The sequence below is a fragment of the Kribbella sp. NPDC020701 genome (assembly GCF_055562215.1).
The window spans coordinates 194,947-211,238 of sequence record NZ_JBVHFT010000010.1 but is presented as its reverse complement, the minus strand read 5'-3'; the positions used below and the strand labels follow the sequence as shown (position 1 = coordinate 211,238).

Here is a 16,292-nt window from a genome sequence, read left to right as displayed (position 1 = left end):
CTGTCGCCGCCCGGCCGGGAGTCCAGGCGGCGACAGGAGATAAACCGGTATAGCGACACCGATCATCGATCGGCCGGAAACCCGGTGTCAAGGGTTCACCGCAGCGCGACCACCTCGGTCTTGCCGTCGATCTCCACCCGCACCTCGGCGTTGGCGCCGGCCGGCACCAGCAGGGCGCTCGACCGCGCTGCGCTCCATGCTCCGCCGTTGGACCGATAGGACAGTCGGGCGTCCCTGCGGGCGACGGCCCAGCCCTGGCCGCCGGGCAGTTTGATCGACACCGGGAGTACGGCGTTCCGGTCCGGGATGCCGCCGGGGACGATCGTGGTCTTGCCGGACTTGGGCGTGAGTACGGCGTACACCCGGGTCGGGTCGGCGTCGAGTTGCTGCTCGCCGAGGTAGACCGCGGACCCGTCCGCGGTCACGCCGTACCCGACCCAGATCGAGTACGCGACCCCGTAGGCGGTCTTGTCGCTCACGGCGGAGATCGCGCTGTCGAATCGGTCGCTCGCCGCACCGCGGAGGCTGTCCGCGCCGGCGGTCATCGGCCAGAACGCGTAGTCCGGGAAGCCGGTCCACAGTCTGCGGTCGTCGGTCTGTTCCGGCGGTGAGGCGTTCACATCGCCGTTGACGATCGACAGATCGGAGGATCCCTGCGGCACTGGGAGTCGGCTGATCCGCAGGTTGCTGAGGTTCTGGCCGGCGGGCAGTTTCACGACGCTCACCTGGTCGACGAACTGCAGTGGTGTGAACTCGCGCGTGACGGACCCGTTGGCGGCGTACGTGCGGCCTGCGGACCAGCCGATCTTCTTGCCGCCCAGCTGCACAGTGACCAGTGCCTTCGAACCGGCCTTGCCGACCACGAAGCCGGCGGGCGTCGACGCGCCCGGGACGGGGTAGCCGTCGCCGATCACCACGGGCTTGCCGTCCTCGTCCTCACCGACGAAACCGATCAGCGTGGCAACGCCCTCGTGGTCGAGTTGTACGTCGGAGTGCTTGCGGAGATCGGAGTACTCGACGACGATCGCGGCCCGGCCGCCGGGGGTGTTCCCGGCCCACGCGACCTTGGCGTTGCCCTGCATGCGGTCGAAGATCCCGCGGCTGTAGTTGGCCGACTTGCGATGGCTGGTCCGCCAGGCCGTGAGTGTGTCCCGGAGGTAGGCCTCGTCGCCGGCCAGGTCTCCGCGGGTCGGGCCGTTCATCAGGAAGGCGTACGGGTCCCCGGGCCGCGGTGTCGACGCGACCGGACTGTCGGTCAGGTGGTCGACGATGGCCGGCGCGGTGACGGCGACGCCACCGGCGACGACCACGCTCACGGCGGCCGCGCTCAGCGAGAGGAATCTGCGCCGACGCAGCCGGCGGGCGCCGCCGAGGCGGGCACGGTCGAGCAGGTCAGGCGGCGCGTCGATCCCGTCGACGCCGGCGCTCAGCCGCTCCTTGAGTTCGGTCTCGGTCATCGGAGTCCTTCCAGGATCGCGGGTTCGGTGATCAGGCGGAGCCGGTCGAGGGCCCGGGACGCCTGGCTCTTCACGGTGCCGAGCGAGCATCCGAGCGCGTCGGCGGTCTGGGCTTCGGTGAGGTCCTCGTAGTACCGGAGCACGATGACCGCGCGCTGCCGTGGCGGCAGCTCCTGCAGTGCGGCCAGCAGTTGCTCCCGGACTGCGAGGCCCTCGGCGCCGTCGGGCGTCGCCTGGTCATGGTCGGCCAGGGCCACCTCCGGCTTGCGGCCCTTGCTGCGCCATCGGTTCGCGGACAGGGTCGCGAGCGTCCTCCGGGCGTACGCCTCGGGCGCCGTGTGGATCCGGCGCCAGCGGATGTACACCCGCTCGTACATCTCCTGGACGAGGTCCTCGCCGGCGGCCCGGTCGCCGGTCAGGAGTACGGCGGTCCGCAGCAGCCGGGTCGAACTGCCCCGGACGAACTCGTCGAAATCGTCACCGCGCGTGACCATGCGTCCCTCCTCGGTCATCGGTCTGGTAAGGAGGTAGACACCGGCGCCGTGCGGAAGGTTGCATCCCTGGGTCGCCCTCTCGGTTAGTAATAGACGAAGATGGTTCCGGTGGTGGGGGAAAGTTACGGAGATGATCATCGACGGGAGTTGCGAGACTGACATGCGAGTCATCGGCCTGATGTCCGGGACGTCGTACGACGCGATCGACGCCGCCGCGGCGGATCTGCGACTGGACGGGGACCAACTCGTCCTGACGCCGCTGGGCATGTTGAGCCAGCCGTACTCGGACGAGCTGCGGGCCGCCGTCGCGAGTTCGTTGCCACCGGCAAGTACGACGATGGAGCAGGTGTGCCGGCTGGACACGGGGATCGGGCAGGCGTTCGCGGAAGTGGCTCGGCAGGCGGTCGAGCAGCTCTGCGGTGGGTCCGCCGATCTGATCGTGTCGCACGGGCAGACGGTGTTCCATTGGGTCGACCAGGGTTCGGTGCGCGGGACGCTGCAACTGGGGCAGCCGGCCTGGATCGCGGAGGCGAAGGGGACGACTGTCGTGTCGGATCTGCGGGCGCGGGACGTCGCGGCCGGTGGGCAGGGCGCGCCACTGGTCAGCATCATCGACGTGCTCTGGTTGCGCGGGCTTCCCGGCGTACCGGTTGCGCTCAATCTCGGTGGGATCGCGAACATCACCGTGGTGCACGACGAGCCTGTTGCCTTCGACACCGGTCCGGCGAACGCGCTGATCGATGCGGTGGTCTCGGACCTGACCGGGCGCCCGTTCGACGCGGACGGTGTGATGGCTGCGCGCGGGCGGGTGCACGAGGGGTTGCTCGAGCGGTTGCTGGCGGATCCGTACTACGGCCGGCCGGCGCCGAAGTCGACCGGGAAAGAGCTGTTCAACCTCCCGTACCTGGCCCGCGTCCTGGAGGGCATGCCGGCGATCCCGGCCGACGATCTGGTCGCGACGGTGACCACGCTGACCGCCCGGACCGTCGCCGACGCGGTCCGGGGGTACGGCGGGACCGAGGTGATCGCGTCCGGCGGCGGGATCCGCAACCCGGTGCTGATGCACCTGCTCGGCTCCGAAGTCGGGGTGCCGGTGCGGACCACGGACGAATTGGGGCTCCCGTCGGCGGCGAAGGAGGCGTACGCGTTCGCCGTACTGGGGTTCCTGACCGTGCACGGGCTGGGTGGGACGGTGCCGGGCTGCACCGGCGCGCGGCACGCGAGCGTGCTCGGCTCGGTCACTCCGGGGCTCGGTGGGCTGCCGGTGGTGCAGCGCGACGCACGACCTCCGGTGCGACTCCTGGTGGGGTGACCGCACACTAGTGGTGTGACGAGGTTGTTCGTGGTGACCGGGGCGCCCGGTTCGGGGAAGTCGACGGTCGTGCCCGAGTTGGTGCGGCTGAGTCCGGGGAACCTGGTTGTGATGGACATGGACGAGTTACTGGACGATCGCGGCCGGTTACTCGGGATCGACATCGCGAGTCCGACCGCGGTTCCGATCTGGCCGGCGTACAACGCGCTGTGGTTGCGGATCACCGAGCTGATCCGGCGGTCGGGGATCCCCGTGCTGCTGTTGTCGCCGTTGATGCCGTCAGAGCTGCCTGAGGGACGATGGCTGCATCTGGACTGCCCGGACGCGGTCCGGCGGAAACGGCTGGCCGGGCGCGGGTGGCCGCCGGCGCAGATCGAGGAGGCCCTGGCGGACGCGGCCGAGCTCCGCAAGCACGTGCCGCGGTCGGTGCGGGGCGATGTCTCACCGGAGCGGTCCGCGAAGAGCATCCTCGACTGGATTCGCGGCGAACGCTTCGGCAAGACGCTGAACCTGTGGGGACGGATCCGCGGTTGACCTTCAGGCTGGTCGAAGGAGCAGGGTCGCGGCATGTTGACGATCAGTGAGTTCGCCCGGTTGGTGGGGCTGGCGCCCAGCGCGCTGCGGTTCTACGACGACTGTGGCTTGTTGCCGCCCGCTTCGGTGGACGGCTCCAACGGCTACCGCTACTACAGCCCGGCCCAGCAATCCCGAGCCCGCCTGCTCCGCGATCTGCGCGAGATCGACCTCCCGCTGGCCGAGGTCCGCGTCGCGCTCGACGCCGATCCCGCCGTACTCGCGGATGTCGTTCGAGCCCACCTCCGTACGGTCGAGTCCAAGACCGCCGCGGCCCGGGCGGCGGCCGATCATCTCCTGACTCAGCTCCTCGCCGAGCGGACGTCGGTGGTGCTTGGCGGTGCCGAGTTCGCGAGTGCGGTGCGGCAGGTTGCGCCTGCTGCGTCTGCGTCCGATGAGTTCCCCGCCCTCGATTGCGTGCTGATCGAGCTGGCGTCGGATGAGGTGACGTTTGTGGCCACCGATCGGTATCGGTTGGCGGTGCGGTCGGTGCCGGCGGTGGAGTTCAGTGGGCCGGCTGCGCAGGTGCTGGTGCGTGCCGACGAGCTGGCTGGGGTGAGCAGGTGGGCGGCCGCCAGTGAGATCGTGCGCCTCGAGGTAGACGCGGACGGTGCCCGGCTGGTCCGGGCCGACGACGACCGTGAAATCACGGTCGTGGATGCGGACTATCCGGCGTACCAGGGGATCCTGGACGGCTTGCCGTCGGCAGGCTGTCGGGTGGTCGTGGATCGCGCCGGCTTGCTGGCCGCGCTGGCAGGCCGGGAGGTCGTTGCCTTCGACATCAACTCGGACGGCTTACGCATCGACGACGAGGTGAGCCTCGACGTCATCGGCTCAGGCACAGCACGCATCGGCTTCACCGCCGCCCTACTCACCGCCGCCCTCGAAACCAGCGTCGGCCCCGACGTCCTCCTCGAAATCGGTCCCACCGACCGGCCAGTAGTAGTCCGCTCCGCCGACCAGGGCACCTTCACCACCCTCGTCATGCCCGTCCGCCTCGACCCAGTCGATGCTGTCGAGCCTCGTACCGGGACATGACGATCACCTAACCACGTATCCCAACTACACAGTCGCCGCAACAAGTCCGCGATCACGTCACCAGCCTGGTGATGTAAGACGTTGTGTCTTACAGTGGTCGCATGGCAGACACCATCACCATTCGCACCGACTCGGAGACCGAGCATGCGCTGGACGTGCTGACGCATGACGGCAGTTCGCGTTCGGCGGCTGTCAGGCAGGCCGTGCTGGAAGCAGCGCTGCGCAAGGAGCGGGGCGCCGCGATGCGTCGCGCGGTTCTGCGGATGCCGCTAGGTGAACCGGACGGCGTCGACGTCGCCGCCGAGATCTCCCGGGATCGCGAGGGCGAGCGCTGATGATCTACCTCGATTCGGCCGCCATCGTGAAGTTGGTGGATGCCGAATCCGAGTCGCAGGCGCTGCGTGACTGGCTCGACGAACGGGCCGACGTGGGGTGGACGAGTTCCGTCGTGGCCGAAATCGAGTCGTCCCGGGCGCTGGCCCGCTACGCGCCGGACGCCGTTGTACGCCTTCATCCGGTGCTCGACCTCATCGACTTGGTCGAACTCGATGCCGGCATCCGGATCCTCGCCCAGACTGTGAGGCCTGTGACCGTTCGCAGTCTGGATGCAATCCACCTCGCGACGGCGCTTCGGATCCACCCGCGGCTCGCGTCGTTCGTTACCTACGACAAGCGTCTCGCCGACGCTGCTCGGGCTGCCGGGCTGAGTGTCGACATACCTGCTTGAGGTCAGGCCGGGAACTCGATTTCGAAAGTTGGGTAGGTGGGTTGGACGAAGGCCGCCCAGCTTGGGTCGTCGACGAGCTCCGCGTAGAGCTCGCGGCTCTCCGTCTCAGTCTTGTCGGTCCCGAACCCCTTCACCAGCGGCCACAGCTCGTCCCAGTCATCCGAGGTCAACTCTCGTACGGCCATACCCCGCAGGATCGCAAGGCGGGTGCCTGATCGGCAGCTGATGTATTGACAACATGTTGTCGAGATGACAAGGTGTTGTCCATGAAGACAGCTTATGTGGCGGTGTACGAGACGTTGGCGGACTGGGAGATCGGGCATCTGCTGGTCGAGTTGCGGACCGGGCGGTTCACCGGGGTGCCGTGGCAGGTGGTGACGGTGGGGGAGTCGGCGGAGCCGGTGGTGACCATGGGCGGGATGCGGATCGTGCCGGACATGGTGCTGACGGATGTGGACCCGGACGAAGGAGATCTGCTCGTACTCGCGGGATCGGCGTTCTGGGATGAGGAGCAAGGGGACGCGTTCGCGAAGCTGGCGAAGACCTTCCTCGACGACGGGATCCCGGTGGCGGCGATCTGTGGTGCGACGGCCGGACTGGCGCGGGCTGGGCTGCTCGATGAGCGCAAGCACACCAGTGCGGTGAAGGAGTACCTGCAGGCCACTGGCTACCAGGGCAGCGACAACTACGTGGACGAGCGGGCCGTCGTCGGCGGCGACCTGATCACGGCCGGACCGGATTCGCCGGTGCAGTTCGCGCGGGCGACGCTCCAGCGGCTCGGACTCGCGGACGAGCAGAAGCTGGATGCGTACGAAGGCGTGTTCCACCGCGCCGACCCGGCCGCCTACCCGATCCTGGTGGGATGACGGTTCCACCTCGCGAGGACTGGCCGCAGCCGGCCGGGCAGACGGAAGGTGGTGCGCTGTTGACCGACGTCATCATCGCCACCTTCCGCCTGAACGCGCGGCTGATGGAGGCCGCCCAGGACCTGGCCGCGCACGGCGGACTGACCGCCGCGTGGTGGCAGGTCCTCGGCGGCGTCCTGGACGAGCCGCGCTCGGTCGCCGACGTCGGCCGGATCATGGGCGTGAGCCGGCAGGCGGTTCAGCGCATCGCCGACCTGCTGGTCGAGCGCGGCCTGGCCGAGTACCGCCCGAACCCGGCCCACCGCCGCGCCAAACTGCTCGCCTGCACCGAGGCCGGCTACTGGGCGATCCGGCAGATCTCCGTCGCCCAGCACCCCTGGTCGGCCGGCCTCAGCAAGTCCGTCGACCTCGACGACCTCCGTACGACGCTCGCCACCATGCAGACCCTGATCACCAAGCTCGAAGAAGTCTGACCGTCAGACTGCGGCCGTACGTGTGCTGCGTGGTGAAGGTCAGCCGGGTCCCCGTGACGGTGCGCGTGACCTGCACACCGGGAACGGGTGCTTCAGGACGCAGATACTGCCCCCAGAGGTTGACGGTGATGGTGTCCCGGGCGGTGGTGGGGTCGGAGACGGCAACCGTGACGGCGTCCGCTGCGCGTTGGAGAAGGACGGACGCGGGGCCGTCGATGCGCAGGCCGGGCAGGTTGTGGTGCCCCGCGGTGAAGCTGTTGGCGGCGGTGAGGCGGAGGCCGAGATGCTGGATCGCCTGGAGTCGTGAAGTGTTCGACAGGACCGCGACCCTGCCGTGCTGGTACGAGCGCAGTCCGGATTCCGTTGCGTTAGGCACCAATGCGTAGGCCAAGGATCGAGCCGCCCCGGCCGGTTGCGCGACGGCCAGGCCGAAGACCTGCTTGGTCACCGCCGTGTCCGGGTTCGAGGTCCGCACGACCCGCCGGCTCCGCGTCACCTGCTGCAGCTCCACCGACACCTGCGTCGGCTGCAGGAAGTAGTACCCGAGCGACACCCCGCCGCTCGCATACCGCAACCACCGCGGGGCGACCTGACCGACTCCGGTCCACGATCGGCCATCCCGCCGTACGCCGGTGATCGCGACAGCGTCCCCAACACCCGCGATGCGTGTGTCGATCGTCGTGGTGACCGCGCGACTCGAGTCGCCGACTCCAGCCGCGAGTACGACGATCTCGTCATCGAGCAGGAACCACGACTTGGTCGCCGACGCGTTGCGGTAGACCACGAAGTCGTCCGGCAGGATGTCCCGCGACGCGTAGGCGAAGTCGTCCGACTGCACCCAACCGACCGCTCCAAGAGCATTCAGCGTCGCGCCGCCGGAGTGGACGTTGGTCCCGGTCGGGAAGTACACGTACGTGTTCTGCGACTCCGACGACGATGTGAAGTTCAACGGGTGCGAGGGGTTGTCGTAGTACGGCGTCCCGTACAGCTCCGGGATCGTCTTGCGGGTCTCCACCGGCGCGGTGACCCCGCCGAGCGCGTACGGCGAGACCGTCGTGAAGTAGTCGACGCCGTACGCCTGGGTCTGGTCCTGGCCGGTCAGGTAGAGGTAGTGCGCGCCGTCGCCCTGGAACCACGGCAGCAGGTTCTCGCCACTCATGTACTCGTACTTGCTGATCCTGGCCGAGTTCCGCGCCAGCGCGAAGGCGTAGCCCGGTCGCCGGTGCACGGTGCGGTCCATCGCGTTGAACGCCGTACTGCTCGCGGCCGGGTTGAGGTCGGCCGGGACGATCGCCGGGTCGGCCTTGATATCGGCGAACCGCGCGACGCTGACCGGCGACACGAACGACGTCGGGTTGATCGTCGGCCGGGCGGTGAACTTCACGAACGACTTCAGCCGGGCCGCGTCCGCACCGGTCGCGTAGTCGGCCAGGTCGACGATCGCCTCCACGATCACCGCGACATCGTCGTACCCGGTCGCCGTCCGGGACACCGCGCGGCCCTTGACGATCTCCATCATCCAGCCCTCGAAGATCAGCGGCGCGAACCCGTGCTCGACCCAGCCCTGAACCACGCCGACCAGGTCATCGCTCTGCGCGTACTCGGTGCCGGCGAGCACCTTGACGGTCTGCACGACCCGGCTGAGCAGGCCCTTTCCGTACGAGCCCGTGTAGGCGACCGACGCGTGCTGGATGAACGAGCCGTCCGCGTAGTATCCGTCGGTGACGCCGTGCTGCAGGTTGTACGGGTCGACGGTCGCGAACACGGTGAACTGATCCTGCAGCGCCTTCCGGATCCGCGCGTCGTCGCCCATCAGTGCGCCCTGCAGAACCCGGTTGGCGGTGATGTCGACGAGGTTCGCGCCGGTGTGGAAGCGCGAGTCGAGGTCGACGTCGCCGTCCTTGCCGTTGCGCAGGTAGGCGTCCATCGACGGGACGTACCGGGCGATCAGGTCGGCCGGCGCGTCGAGCAGTGCGAGCGTCTTCGACACGTACGTCGAGATGCCGATCTCCCACGTGAACCAGTTGCCGTAGTACCCCTTCGACTGGTCGCCGTAGTAGTTCTCGTGCAACCAGACCAGCTTGTCCGCGACGCGGGCGCGGACCTGCTCGTTGCCCTGCAGGTCCGAGGCCGGGCCGGGGCGCTTGGTCGCGAGCGCGATCTCGTAGAGGTGCTGGTACGACGCACTCAGATTCGGATCGCTGGCCCCGAGAGGGAGGCCCGCGAAGAGCTCACCGGTCCCGGCCCGATCCATCGAGGCCAGCCAGGTCCGTGCGGTCGTATCCATGGCGGCGAGCTTGGCCGCGACTTCCGGGCGGCTGTTGGCTTCCGCCGTACCGGCGTAGATCGCGATCGCATTGCCAAGCAACTGGCTCGCGTCGGCCTCCACGGCCTTCAGAGTGGCAGCGCTGGCACTCGGAGCTGGATTGACCGCAGTCATCAGAGCGGTGGCGGGTACGAACGACAGCAGGCGGCGGCGGGTGATGTCCACAGGTACTCCCGGGCGGATGGGAAAAACCTCACCCCGAGAGTCAACCAGCCGAAACTATCCTTCAGCAACCGCTTGCCACAGATTCGCGGGTCATGCCGTGACATCGTTCCGCCGTGACCAAGCAGACCTCACCGGACAGCCGCCTCGCCTCTGCCCTCCGGTTCACCACCGAGCTGATCGCGTGGATCGCGACCCCGTGGGCACTGGCTCCGCACTCGATACTGCTCGCAGTTGCGGCGGACGTCGTACTGATCGGGTTGCCGACGGTCTTCCAGACCCCGGGCGACAAGCCGCGCGTGGTTGTCGCCGTGCCCGGCGTCGTCACGATCCTGCTCGTGCTTCTGCAGTTGGTGGCTGCGGTTGTTGCCGCGTGGGTTGCCTGGCCGATGGTTGTCGCGGTTGTGGTCAGTCTGCTGGCTGTCGCGTGTGTGGTGACCGAGCAGCCGCGGTGGCGGTGGTTGTTACGAGCCGCCCGCGCCGACTAGTTGGCCGTCCATCGAGAGGATGCGGACGGGGGTGGCCGTCTTGGTGGGGATGACCAGGGCTACCTGGTGGAGGTAGTCCTGGTGGAGGGTTTGGGTGTACTTGACCAGGCTGCTGAAGGCGGTTGCCTCGCCGCTGGTCCAGTAGGCGTTCGAACCCGGCTCGACTCGCTGCAGGTACTGCTCGGTCAGGGAGAGGAAGACGAGCGCCTCGCCGGTCGACGTGATGAAGGCGAGCGGCTCGCCGGACGGCGCGAAGGTGTCCTCGACGCTCGCGATGTACGACTCGGCGGCGTCGGTGACCTTGGTCTTGGCCCGCAACTCGACCAGCTTCGTCATCCCGGGGGAGGGTGCGAACAGCTTCGCCTGCGGAGCCTTCGGGCCGCCGGTCAGGTACTCCGCGAGGTTCGTGCTGACCGCGGCCGGCAGGCTGGACAGCTTGTCCAGGTCGCCCTTGGTGGGGGTACGCAGGCCTTCCAGGGACGGCAGCTTCATCGCCGCCGACGGGTAGACCGAGTTCGTCAGCAGCCACGGCGTACCCGCGCTCTGCCGTTGCCAGACGCCGAGCTGACGGGTGTCGGGCGCGCCCGAGACACCGGAGTCGACCACGAACCGCATCGGGTACGACGCGAACTCGGGTGCACCGATCGTCGGCTCGGTGAACGAGAACGGCTTGTCCTTGTCCTTCCCGGCGGTGTCGAGCTTGCGGCCGATCAGGTACCCGGCGCGGGTTTGCGCCAGGGTCGGGTTCCCCTCGATGGTCTCGGCGACCTTGGCGTCGCGCGACTCGTTGGCCTTGTTGTTCAGCTCGTTGTAGCGCTGGACGACGGCCTGGGCGTCGGCCAGCGTGACGGCCGGGCGGGTCTCGACCGCGGCCTCGCTGTTCTTGGCCGGCAGCAGGCCGCAACTCGTTGTGGTGAGCAACATTGCGCCACTGGCGAGCAGGGCGGCCGTCCTCCGCACCGCCTCGTCACTCTTCTGGAACTCCGGCGACTCCGCCAGCGAAACCGTCTCCGGCTCCTCCACCGGCGCTTCCACGGACGGCACCACAGGCTGCTCGTCGTACTCGCGGTCATCGTGCGAGTGATCGTCGTACGCGCGGTGGTCGTCAGCCCGAGCGATTTGCTCGGAGGTGCCCGCGCCGACCGCGGCGAGGAACACCGGGGATTTCGCCTTGGCGACAGCGGCCGCTGACATGAACATCGGCGCGGCCGGGACGGACACCGGCGCCGGTCGCACCGGAGCGAACGGGCTGACGCGCTGCGGTGCGAACGGAGACACGCGCTCACGCGTCGGAACAACTGGCGCGGCGGCCCTGGACAGCCCGGCCGATGCTGCGACCCGAGACGATCCGACCGACGCCGCGACCTGCGGCGGCTCGAGCGCGGCGGGCAGTGCGGTGGGGGCCGCAAGCGATGTGGCGGCGGCGAGCGGTGCGGTGGTGGCGGCGAGCGGTGCGGTGGCGGCGGGCTGGTGGATGCGGGGTGAGACCGGGACGGTGAGCGGGGCGACCGCGGCGGAGTGGCGGCGGAACGTGAGGCTGAGACCCAGGGCGAGGATCAGGATGCCGGCACCCAGGCCCACCAGGGAGATGCCGAACGCGCGATGGATCTCGACGCCGAAGCGGACCTGCGCGCCGATCGCGGGACTCCCGTCCGCGTTCATCACGACGACGTCGTACCGCCCGTCCTGGATCGGCCAGGCGACCGAAGCCTGACCCGTACCGGACTTCGCGACCCACCAGTCGAGCCCGCTGGGCTGCGTCAACCGGGTGGTCCGGCCGCGGATCTCCTGGGTGCCGAACGTGGCCGGCGGGTCGAAGCGGATCAGTCGCGTGTGCGCGGACCCGGCCAGGTAGTCGCGGACGTCGAGGTCCTGCCCGATGCCGACGAACAGCGGCTTGTCGCCGGTCGCGGTCACGTGCAGGGTCGGGCCGTGCCTGTCCAGCAGGTCGGGCGCGGTGACGACGGCCAGACCTTGACTGGTCAGCTCCCGGCTCGACGTGGAGATCGTGTTGTCCGGGCCGACCAGCCAGAAGGCCGCCAAGGCTCCGGCGGCGGTGAACCCCAGGCCGGCCATGGTCAGCAGCAGGCCCAGAGCGGTGCGGGCGAAACGCATTTGAGGCTCCCGTTGTACGACGAACCCGGTCCGCGGCGGGTGGACCAGGCAACGGGCCCTCCCGTCGGGACCCTCAGTGGCCCGACGATCACCCGTTGCCACTGAATAACTGAGCGCACAAGGATCTGTTACTGTTTCATCACTAAGCGAATGGCCGTTCACAAACTCGAAGGCGGCGGAATGGGCCGGCCGCGGCTGGTGAGTGACGACGCGATCCTGGACGCGACCCGCCAGGTGCTGGCCGAGCTCGGACCGGTGAAACTGACCCTCGCGGCGGTCGGTGCCCGGGCCGGTCTCGCGCCGCCGACGCTGATGCAGCGGTTCGGTTCAAAACGCGGCCTGCTGCTCGCTTCGGCCGCTCGATCGCCGCTGATGGTGCTTCGCGCCGCCGAGGAAGCTGAGGCCCGAAACGAGTCGCCGCTCGCCGCCCTGCGGACCTTCGCGCTGACGGCCGTCGCCGACCTCAACTTCCGCGAGGAACTCGCCGACCCCGAGTTCGGGCAGCACGCCCTGGCGCACTCCGCCGCCATCGTGGACAACTGCGCCCGGCTCTACCAATCCGCTGTCGAAACCGGTGAGCTCCGCGCCGACACCGACGTACCCGCTCTTGCCCGTCACACCCTCGTCTGTCTCACCGGCGCCCGCCAGGTCTGGTCCGTGAACGGCTGGGGCACCCTTCGCGAGTTCCTCACCGACCAGCTGGACCTGACCATCACGCCGTACCGACGTTTGCCTGAGTCAACCGTTTGATGCAGACGCTCAAATAGGGGACCAAGGCAACAAAAAACCCAGGTCGAGGACCTGGGTTCGGCATGTTCTGACAAATGGAGCGGGTGACGGGAATCGAACCCGCACTGTCAGCTTGGGAAGCTGATGTTCTGCCATTGAACTACACCCGCGCAGCCGGCGGAACCGGCAGGCGCTGACGAGCATAGCCGATCGGCGGGGGCGAGGGCACGACGGGTGCGGCGCGGCGTGCGGGAACGGTGTGAGGGGCGAGCGGGACCGCTGTCAGGACGGTCCGGTCCGATGCCCCGGTGGTCGGATGGAAGGTTGTTGCGAGGTCAGGGGATCGTCGCGGCGGAAGATGCCGAACGCATCGAAAAGGGGGCTGCCAGCGGTTTGCGATCGGGGTTCTTGGGGAGTTTTCCACAAAGGGCGCGCTCAGGACTGGGCAGGGTGGTCATCTTCTGGCAGATTAGAACGCGTTGCCGGGGGCAACATTCGACGCAACGTGAGGATGCGGTCCTCGCACGGACCGGACAAAATGGTTGCGGGGCAACTGGATGAAGGGGTGAACGGTGGCAACAGACACAAGTGACGCGCTGGAGAACCTGGAGAAGGAGCTCGTCACGTTGGCACGACGGCTGCGCGGTCTGCAGCGGACGCTGTCCGACGAGGCGCATCCGGATCTGGAGCCGGCGCAGTACGCGTTGCTGAACCACGTCGAGGAACTGGCGCCGGTGCGGATGGCCGACCTGGTGGCAGCACTCGAGGTGGACAAGGGTCCGGTCAGCCGGGCCTGCGCGCGACTGGAGGAAGAGGGTCTGCTGAAGCGGGCGGCCGACAAGTCGGACGCGCGGGCGACTCTGCTGACGCTGACCGCGGCCGGCAAGCGGAAGCTGGCGGCGGCCCGCAAGAAGCGGCACAAGGTGATCGAGGACCTGCTCAAGGACTGGTCGCCGGCGCAGGTGAAGACCTTCGCCACCCAGGTGTCGAAGTTCAACAAGCTGGCCGGCTGAATTAGTTGCCTCAGGCCCGGTTTCGGTGCACCGCAACAGTGCCGGAACCGCACCCGTGACGGTCTGGTGGTAGGTCCCGCCGGAGAGCTGAGGGCTCCGGATGATCCACCACCGGCCGACGGAACCAACGACGGGCCAACGGCAGGTCCGGCCAGGCGCCGGGGATATCCGCGCGGCTCGTGCCTTCTCCCCTCCTGTACCAGGGGAGAAGGCTGCACTCGGAGGGTTGTCCCCTCGCGTGTGGACGAGGGCGCCGGCTGGGCGGATCGGCGGTGTGCTGCTAACGTGCGACCGTGCTGCTCTCCGACCGTGACATCCTGGCCGCGCTCGACGCGAAGCGGGTCCAGCTCGATCCGTTCGACGCTGCGATGGTGCAGCCGTCGAGCGTCGACGTACGGCTGGACCGGTTCTTCCGGGTGTTCGAGAACCACAGGTACCCGCACATCGACCCGGCCGAGGAACAGCCGGACCTGACCCGGCTGGTCGAGCCGGAGGGGGACGAGCCGTTCATCCTGCACCCGGGTGAGTTCGTGCTCGGATCGACGTACGAGCTGGTGACGCTGCCCGACGACGTGGCGGCGCGGCTGGAGGGCAAGTCCTCGCTGGGCCGGCTCGGGCTGCTGACCCACTCCACCGCGGGGTTCATCGACCCCGGGTTCTCCGGGCACGTGACGCTGGAGCTGTCCAACGTGGCGACGCTGCCGATCAAGCTCTGGCCCGGGATGAAGATCGGCCAGCTCTGCTTCTTCGGGCTGTCGTCACCGGCCGAGCACCCGTACGGCTCGGCGAAATACGGCTCGCGGTACCAGGGCCAGCGCGGTCCGACGCCGTCGCGCTCGTACAAGAACTTCCACCGCACCGACGTCTGAGTACGACGAAGGCCCCCAAGGTTGACCTTTGGGGGCCTTCGTCGCACCGTCGGTGGATCAGGCGGTCGGCTTCAGCACGATCAGGATCTTCTCGTTGACGACGTCGTCGCCGAGCGCCTCCTGCAGATAGGCGCCGCCGTACTTCGACACGGCGGTCGGCGACGGGGTGCCGAGCTTGGTGTCGTAGAGCGACAGGTTCGAGCCGAACGCGCTGCCCGGGTCCTTGATGCCGTTGTCCGGCGTCGGGCTGCTGTCGTCCGGCGTCGGAGTGCTGGTCGGCGTCGTGCCGTCCGACGGGGTGGTGCCGTCCGACGGGGTGACGCTCGGCGTCGCGGAGCTGGTCGGGATGTCCTCGCCGTTCGCCGCGTTCAGCAGGACCGCCTGGGCGTCGGTCTTCGCGTAGACGACGCCGTGGAAGGCCGCGGTGACGGCGGGCACGACCCGGCTGGCCGACGCGGTGGTGTAGCCCCACGTCTTCTTGCCGGTGTTGTCGTCGATGCCGAGGATCTCGTCGTCCTGGCCGTTGCTGCCGGTGGTGCAGACGACCGCGCCGGCCTGGTCGCCGAGGCAGGTGTAGGAGAGGTCGTCGTCGGTGCCGAGCTGCGGTTTGGTCTGGACCACGGCACCGGTCGCGATGTCCACGGAGAACAGCACGTTGTTGTAGACCGACGCCAGCGTCTTCGAATTCGGGACGTAGGACGAGCTCGACAGGTAGGCGCGCTTGGTGCCGCTGCCGGCCGGCTTCAGGTAGTCCTGCTTGGTCGGGATCTGCTTGCTGATCTTCCCGCTGGCCCCGTCGAAGACCACGATCGTGCCGTCGTGCACACCCTCGGCGTTCTGGCCCTTCGCGCCGACGACGGTGCCGTTCAGCACGCCGGCCGGGGCGACGAACGGGGTGATGAATGCCTTCTGCGTCTTCGGGTCGGCGTAGACGGTGAACCTCTCGCCCGCCTTCGACGCGGAGCCGGCCGAGACGCCGACCGCGAGCTGACCGGTGGTGGCGTCGTACGCCTGGCTCACGACGTTCTCACCGCTGCCACCGGCGCCGAGCGCCGGCGTCAGGTCCGCGGTCACCTCGGCGACCTTCTTGCCGTCGGTGGCGTCGAGCCACTGGAACAGCACCTGGCCCTTGGCCTTCTGCGTGCCGTTGCCCTTGTCGGTCTGCACGTAGGCGATCGCGACGACGTCCTTGCCGTCCAGCTGGACCGGCACCGGCGTGGTGTGGGCGGTGGTCGTGGTGGTCTCGGCCGTTGCCGACGGCACGGTCCACGGGTCGCTCTGGGCGGCGACGTTGCGGCCGATCAGGTCTGCGTTGGACGAGATCAGCGCGGTCTGGCCGACCATTCCGGCTGCGATCGAGTTGGCGTCGTCGGTCGGGGTGTCCGGGACACCGAACGCCGAGACGGTGGTGAGTCCCTTGGGTGGATCGAAGGAAGCGACGGGCGGTGCCGAGGGTGTGGCGGAGGTGGTGGTCTGGCCGTCCCCGGCCTTCGCGTCGGACTTCTTGTCGTCGCCGCCGCAGCCGGCCAGCAGGACGACGGCGGCGGTGACGGCGGCTGTTGCGACCATCGGACGCAGCATCGTTGGTTACTCTCCCCAGGTCGACCGAGAATGATCGCCTGAACGCTAGCAGTGTTCGCGGGTCCCGAT

17 protein-coding genes and 1 tRNA gene are annotated in these 16,292 nt (G+C 68.6%); 11 read left to right on the top strand and 7 right to left on the bottom strand.

Features of this window, described 5'->3' with window-relative positions; genetic code table 11:
- Nucleotides 1–95: 95 nt before the first annotated feature.
- Complete coding sequence (locus tag ACZ3HV_RS24615) at nt 96–1,457, bottom strand: hypothetical protein (RefSeq protein WP_465687314.1); 1,362 nt, start codon at nt 1,455–1,457, stop codon at nt 96–98.
- Nucleotides 1,454–1,951, bottom strand: a complete 498-nt coding sequence (locus tag ACZ3HV_RS24610) for a SigE family RNA polymerase sigma factor (protein ID WP_465687313.1) — start codon at nt 1,949–1,951, stop codon at nt 1,454–1,456. The genes ACZ3HV_RS24615 and ACZ3HV_RS24610 overlap by 4 nt, the downstream gene beginning before the upstream one ends.
- 130 nt (nt 1,952–2,081) lie before the next feature.
- Here ACZ3HV_RS24610 and ACZ3HV_RS24605 point away from each other — a divergent pair, with 130 nt between their 5' ends.
- The 5 genes from ACZ3HV_RS24605 to ACZ3HV_RS24585 all read left to right on the top strand — a co-directional run bounded on the left by ACZ3HV_RS24605 (nt 2,082) and on the right by ACZ3HV_RS24585 (nt 5,601).
- Nucleotides 2,082–3,263, top strand: coding sequence for an anhydro-N-acetylmuramic acid kinase (locus tag ACZ3HV_RS24605; RefSeq protein WP_465687312.1), 1,182 nt, complete (start codon nt 2,082–2,084; stop codon nt 3,261–3,263).
- A 15-nt stretch (nt 3,264–3,278) separates the two neighbouring features.
- Complete coding sequence (locus ACZ3HV_RS24600; RefSeq protein WP_465687311.1) at nt 3,279–3,797, top strand: P-loop nucleotide/nucleoside kinase family protein; 519 nt, start codon at nt 3,279–3,281, stop codon at nt 3,795–3,797.
- 33 nt (nt 3,798–3,830) lie between these two features.
- The gene (locus ACZ3HV_RS24595; RefSeq protein ID WP_465687310.1) at nt 3,831–4,874 is read left to right on the top strand and encodes a DNA polymerase III subunit beta family protein; all 1,044 of its coding nucleotides are present in this window, start codon (nt 3,831–3,833) and stop codon (nt 4,872–4,874) included.
- Nucleotides 4,875–4,975: 101 nt separating this feature from the next.
- Nucleotides 4,976–5,209 carry a hypothetical protein gene (locus tag ACZ3HV_RS24590; RefSeq protein WP_465687309.1) on the top strand — a complete coding sequence of 78 codons (234 nt, stop codon included), beginning with the start codon at nt 4,976–4,978 and terminating at the stop codon, nt 5,207–5,209.
- Entirely contained in the window at nt 5,209–5,601 is a 393-nt protein-coding gene (locus tag ACZ3HV_RS24585; RefSeq protein WP_465687308.1) for a type II toxin-antitoxin system VapC family toxin, read from the top strand. The genes ACZ3HV_RS24590 and ACZ3HV_RS24585 overlap by 1 nt, the downstream gene beginning before the upstream one ends.
- Before the next feature lie 2 nt (nt 5,602–5,603).
- On the opposite strand, the gene ACZ3HV_RS24580 is transcribed toward ACZ3HV_RS24585, so the two are convergent.
- The gene (locus ACZ3HV_RS24580) at nt 5,604–5,786 is read right to left on the bottom strand and encodes a hypothetical protein (RefSeq protein ID WP_465687307.1); all 183 of its coding nucleotides are present in this window, start codon (nt 5,784–5,786) and stop codon (nt 5,604–5,606) included.
- A gap of 81 nt (nt 5,787–5,867) precedes the next feature.
- Here ACZ3HV_RS24580 and ACZ3HV_RS24575 point away from each other — a divergent pair, with 81 nt between their 5' ends.
- Nucleotides 5,868–6,467, top strand: coding sequence for a DJ-1/PfpI family protein (locus ACZ3HV_RS24575; RefSeq protein ID WP_465687306.1), 600 nt, complete (start codon nt 5,868–5,870; stop codon nt 6,465–6,467).
- Complete coding sequence (locus ACZ3HV_RS24570; RefSeq protein ID WP_465687305.1) at nt 6,464–6,940, top strand: MarR family winged helix-turn-helix transcriptional regulator; 477 nt, start codon at nt 6,464–6,466, stop codon at nt 6,938–6,940. Before ACZ3HV_RS24575 ends, ACZ3HV_RS24570 begins: the two co-directional genes overlap by 4 nt.
- Here ACZ3HV_RS24570 and ACZ3HV_RS24565 read toward each other — a convergent pair.
- On the bottom strand, nt 6,918–9,431 hold the full coding sequence (locus ACZ3HV_RS24565) for a polysaccharide lyase family 8 super-sandwich domain-containing protein (RefSeq protein WP_465687304.1): 2,514 nt from the start codon (nt 9,429–9,431) through the stop codon (nt 6,918–6,920). The genes ACZ3HV_RS24570 and ACZ3HV_RS24565 overlap by 23 nt on opposite strands.
- Before the next feature lie 113 nt (nt 9,432–9,544).
- On the opposite strand from ACZ3HV_RS24565, the gene ACZ3HV_RS24560 reads away from it, so the two are divergent.
- Nucleotides 9,545–9,916, top strand: a complete 372-nt coding sequence (locus ACZ3HV_RS24560; protein WP_465687303.1) for a hypothetical protein — start codon at nt 9,545–9,547, stop codon at nt 9,914–9,916.
- Here ACZ3HV_RS24560 and ACZ3HV_RS24555 read toward each other — a convergent pair.
- Nucleotides 9,893–12,031, bottom strand: coding sequence for a DUF8094 domain-containing protein (locus tag ACZ3HV_RS24555; RefSeq protein ID WP_465687302.1), 2,139 nt, complete (start codon nt 12,029–12,031; stop codon nt 9,893–9,895). The genes ACZ3HV_RS24560 and ACZ3HV_RS24555 overlap by 24 nt on opposite strands.
- A gap of 150 nt (nt 12,032–12,181) precedes the next feature.
- On the opposite strand from ACZ3HV_RS24555, the gene ACZ3HV_RS24550 reads away from it, so the two are divergent.
- Complete coding sequence (locus ACZ3HV_RS24550) at nt 12,182–12,781, top strand: TetR/AcrR family transcriptional regulator (protein ID WP_465687301.1); 600 nt, start codon at nt 12,182–12,184, stop codon at nt 12,779–12,781.
- Between the two features lie 75 nt (nt 12,782–12,856).
- On the opposite strand, the gene ACZ3HV_RS24545 is transcribed toward ACZ3HV_RS24550, so the two are convergent.
- Nucleotides 12,857–12,930: transfer RNA gene (locus ACZ3HV_RS24545), tRNA-Gly, on the bottom strand.
- A 402-nt stretch (nt 12,931–13,332) separates the two neighbouring features.
- On the opposite strand from ACZ3HV_RS24545, the gene ACZ3HV_RS24540 reads away from it, so the two are divergent.
- Together ACZ3HV_RS24540 and dcd are read left to right on the top strand one after the other, a co-directional pair.
- Nucleotides 13,333–13,773, top strand: coding sequence for a MarR family winged helix-turn-helix transcriptional regulator (locus ACZ3HV_RS24540; protein ID WP_360361492.1), 441 nt, complete (start codon nt 13,333–13,335; stop codon nt 13,771–13,773).
- Between the two features lie 293 nt (nt 13,774–14,066).
- The gene (dcd, locus tag ACZ3HV_RS24535) at nt 14,067–14,642 is read left to right on the top strand and encodes a dCTP deaminase (RefSeq protein ID WP_465687300.1); all 576 of its coding nucleotides are present in this window, start codon (nt 14,067–14,069) and stop codon (nt 14,640–14,642) included.
- Nucleotides 14,643–14,699: 57 nt separating this feature from the next.
- Here the strand turns inward: dcd and ACZ3HV_RS24530 are convergent, their stop codons facing one another.
- On the bottom strand, nt 14,700–16,211 hold the full coding sequence (locus ACZ3HV_RS24530) for a hypothetical protein (RefSeq protein ID WP_465687299.1): 1,512 nt from the start codon (nt 16,209–16,211) through the stop codon (nt 14,700–14,702).
- Between the last annotated feature and the right edge of the window lie 81 nt (nt 16,212–16,292).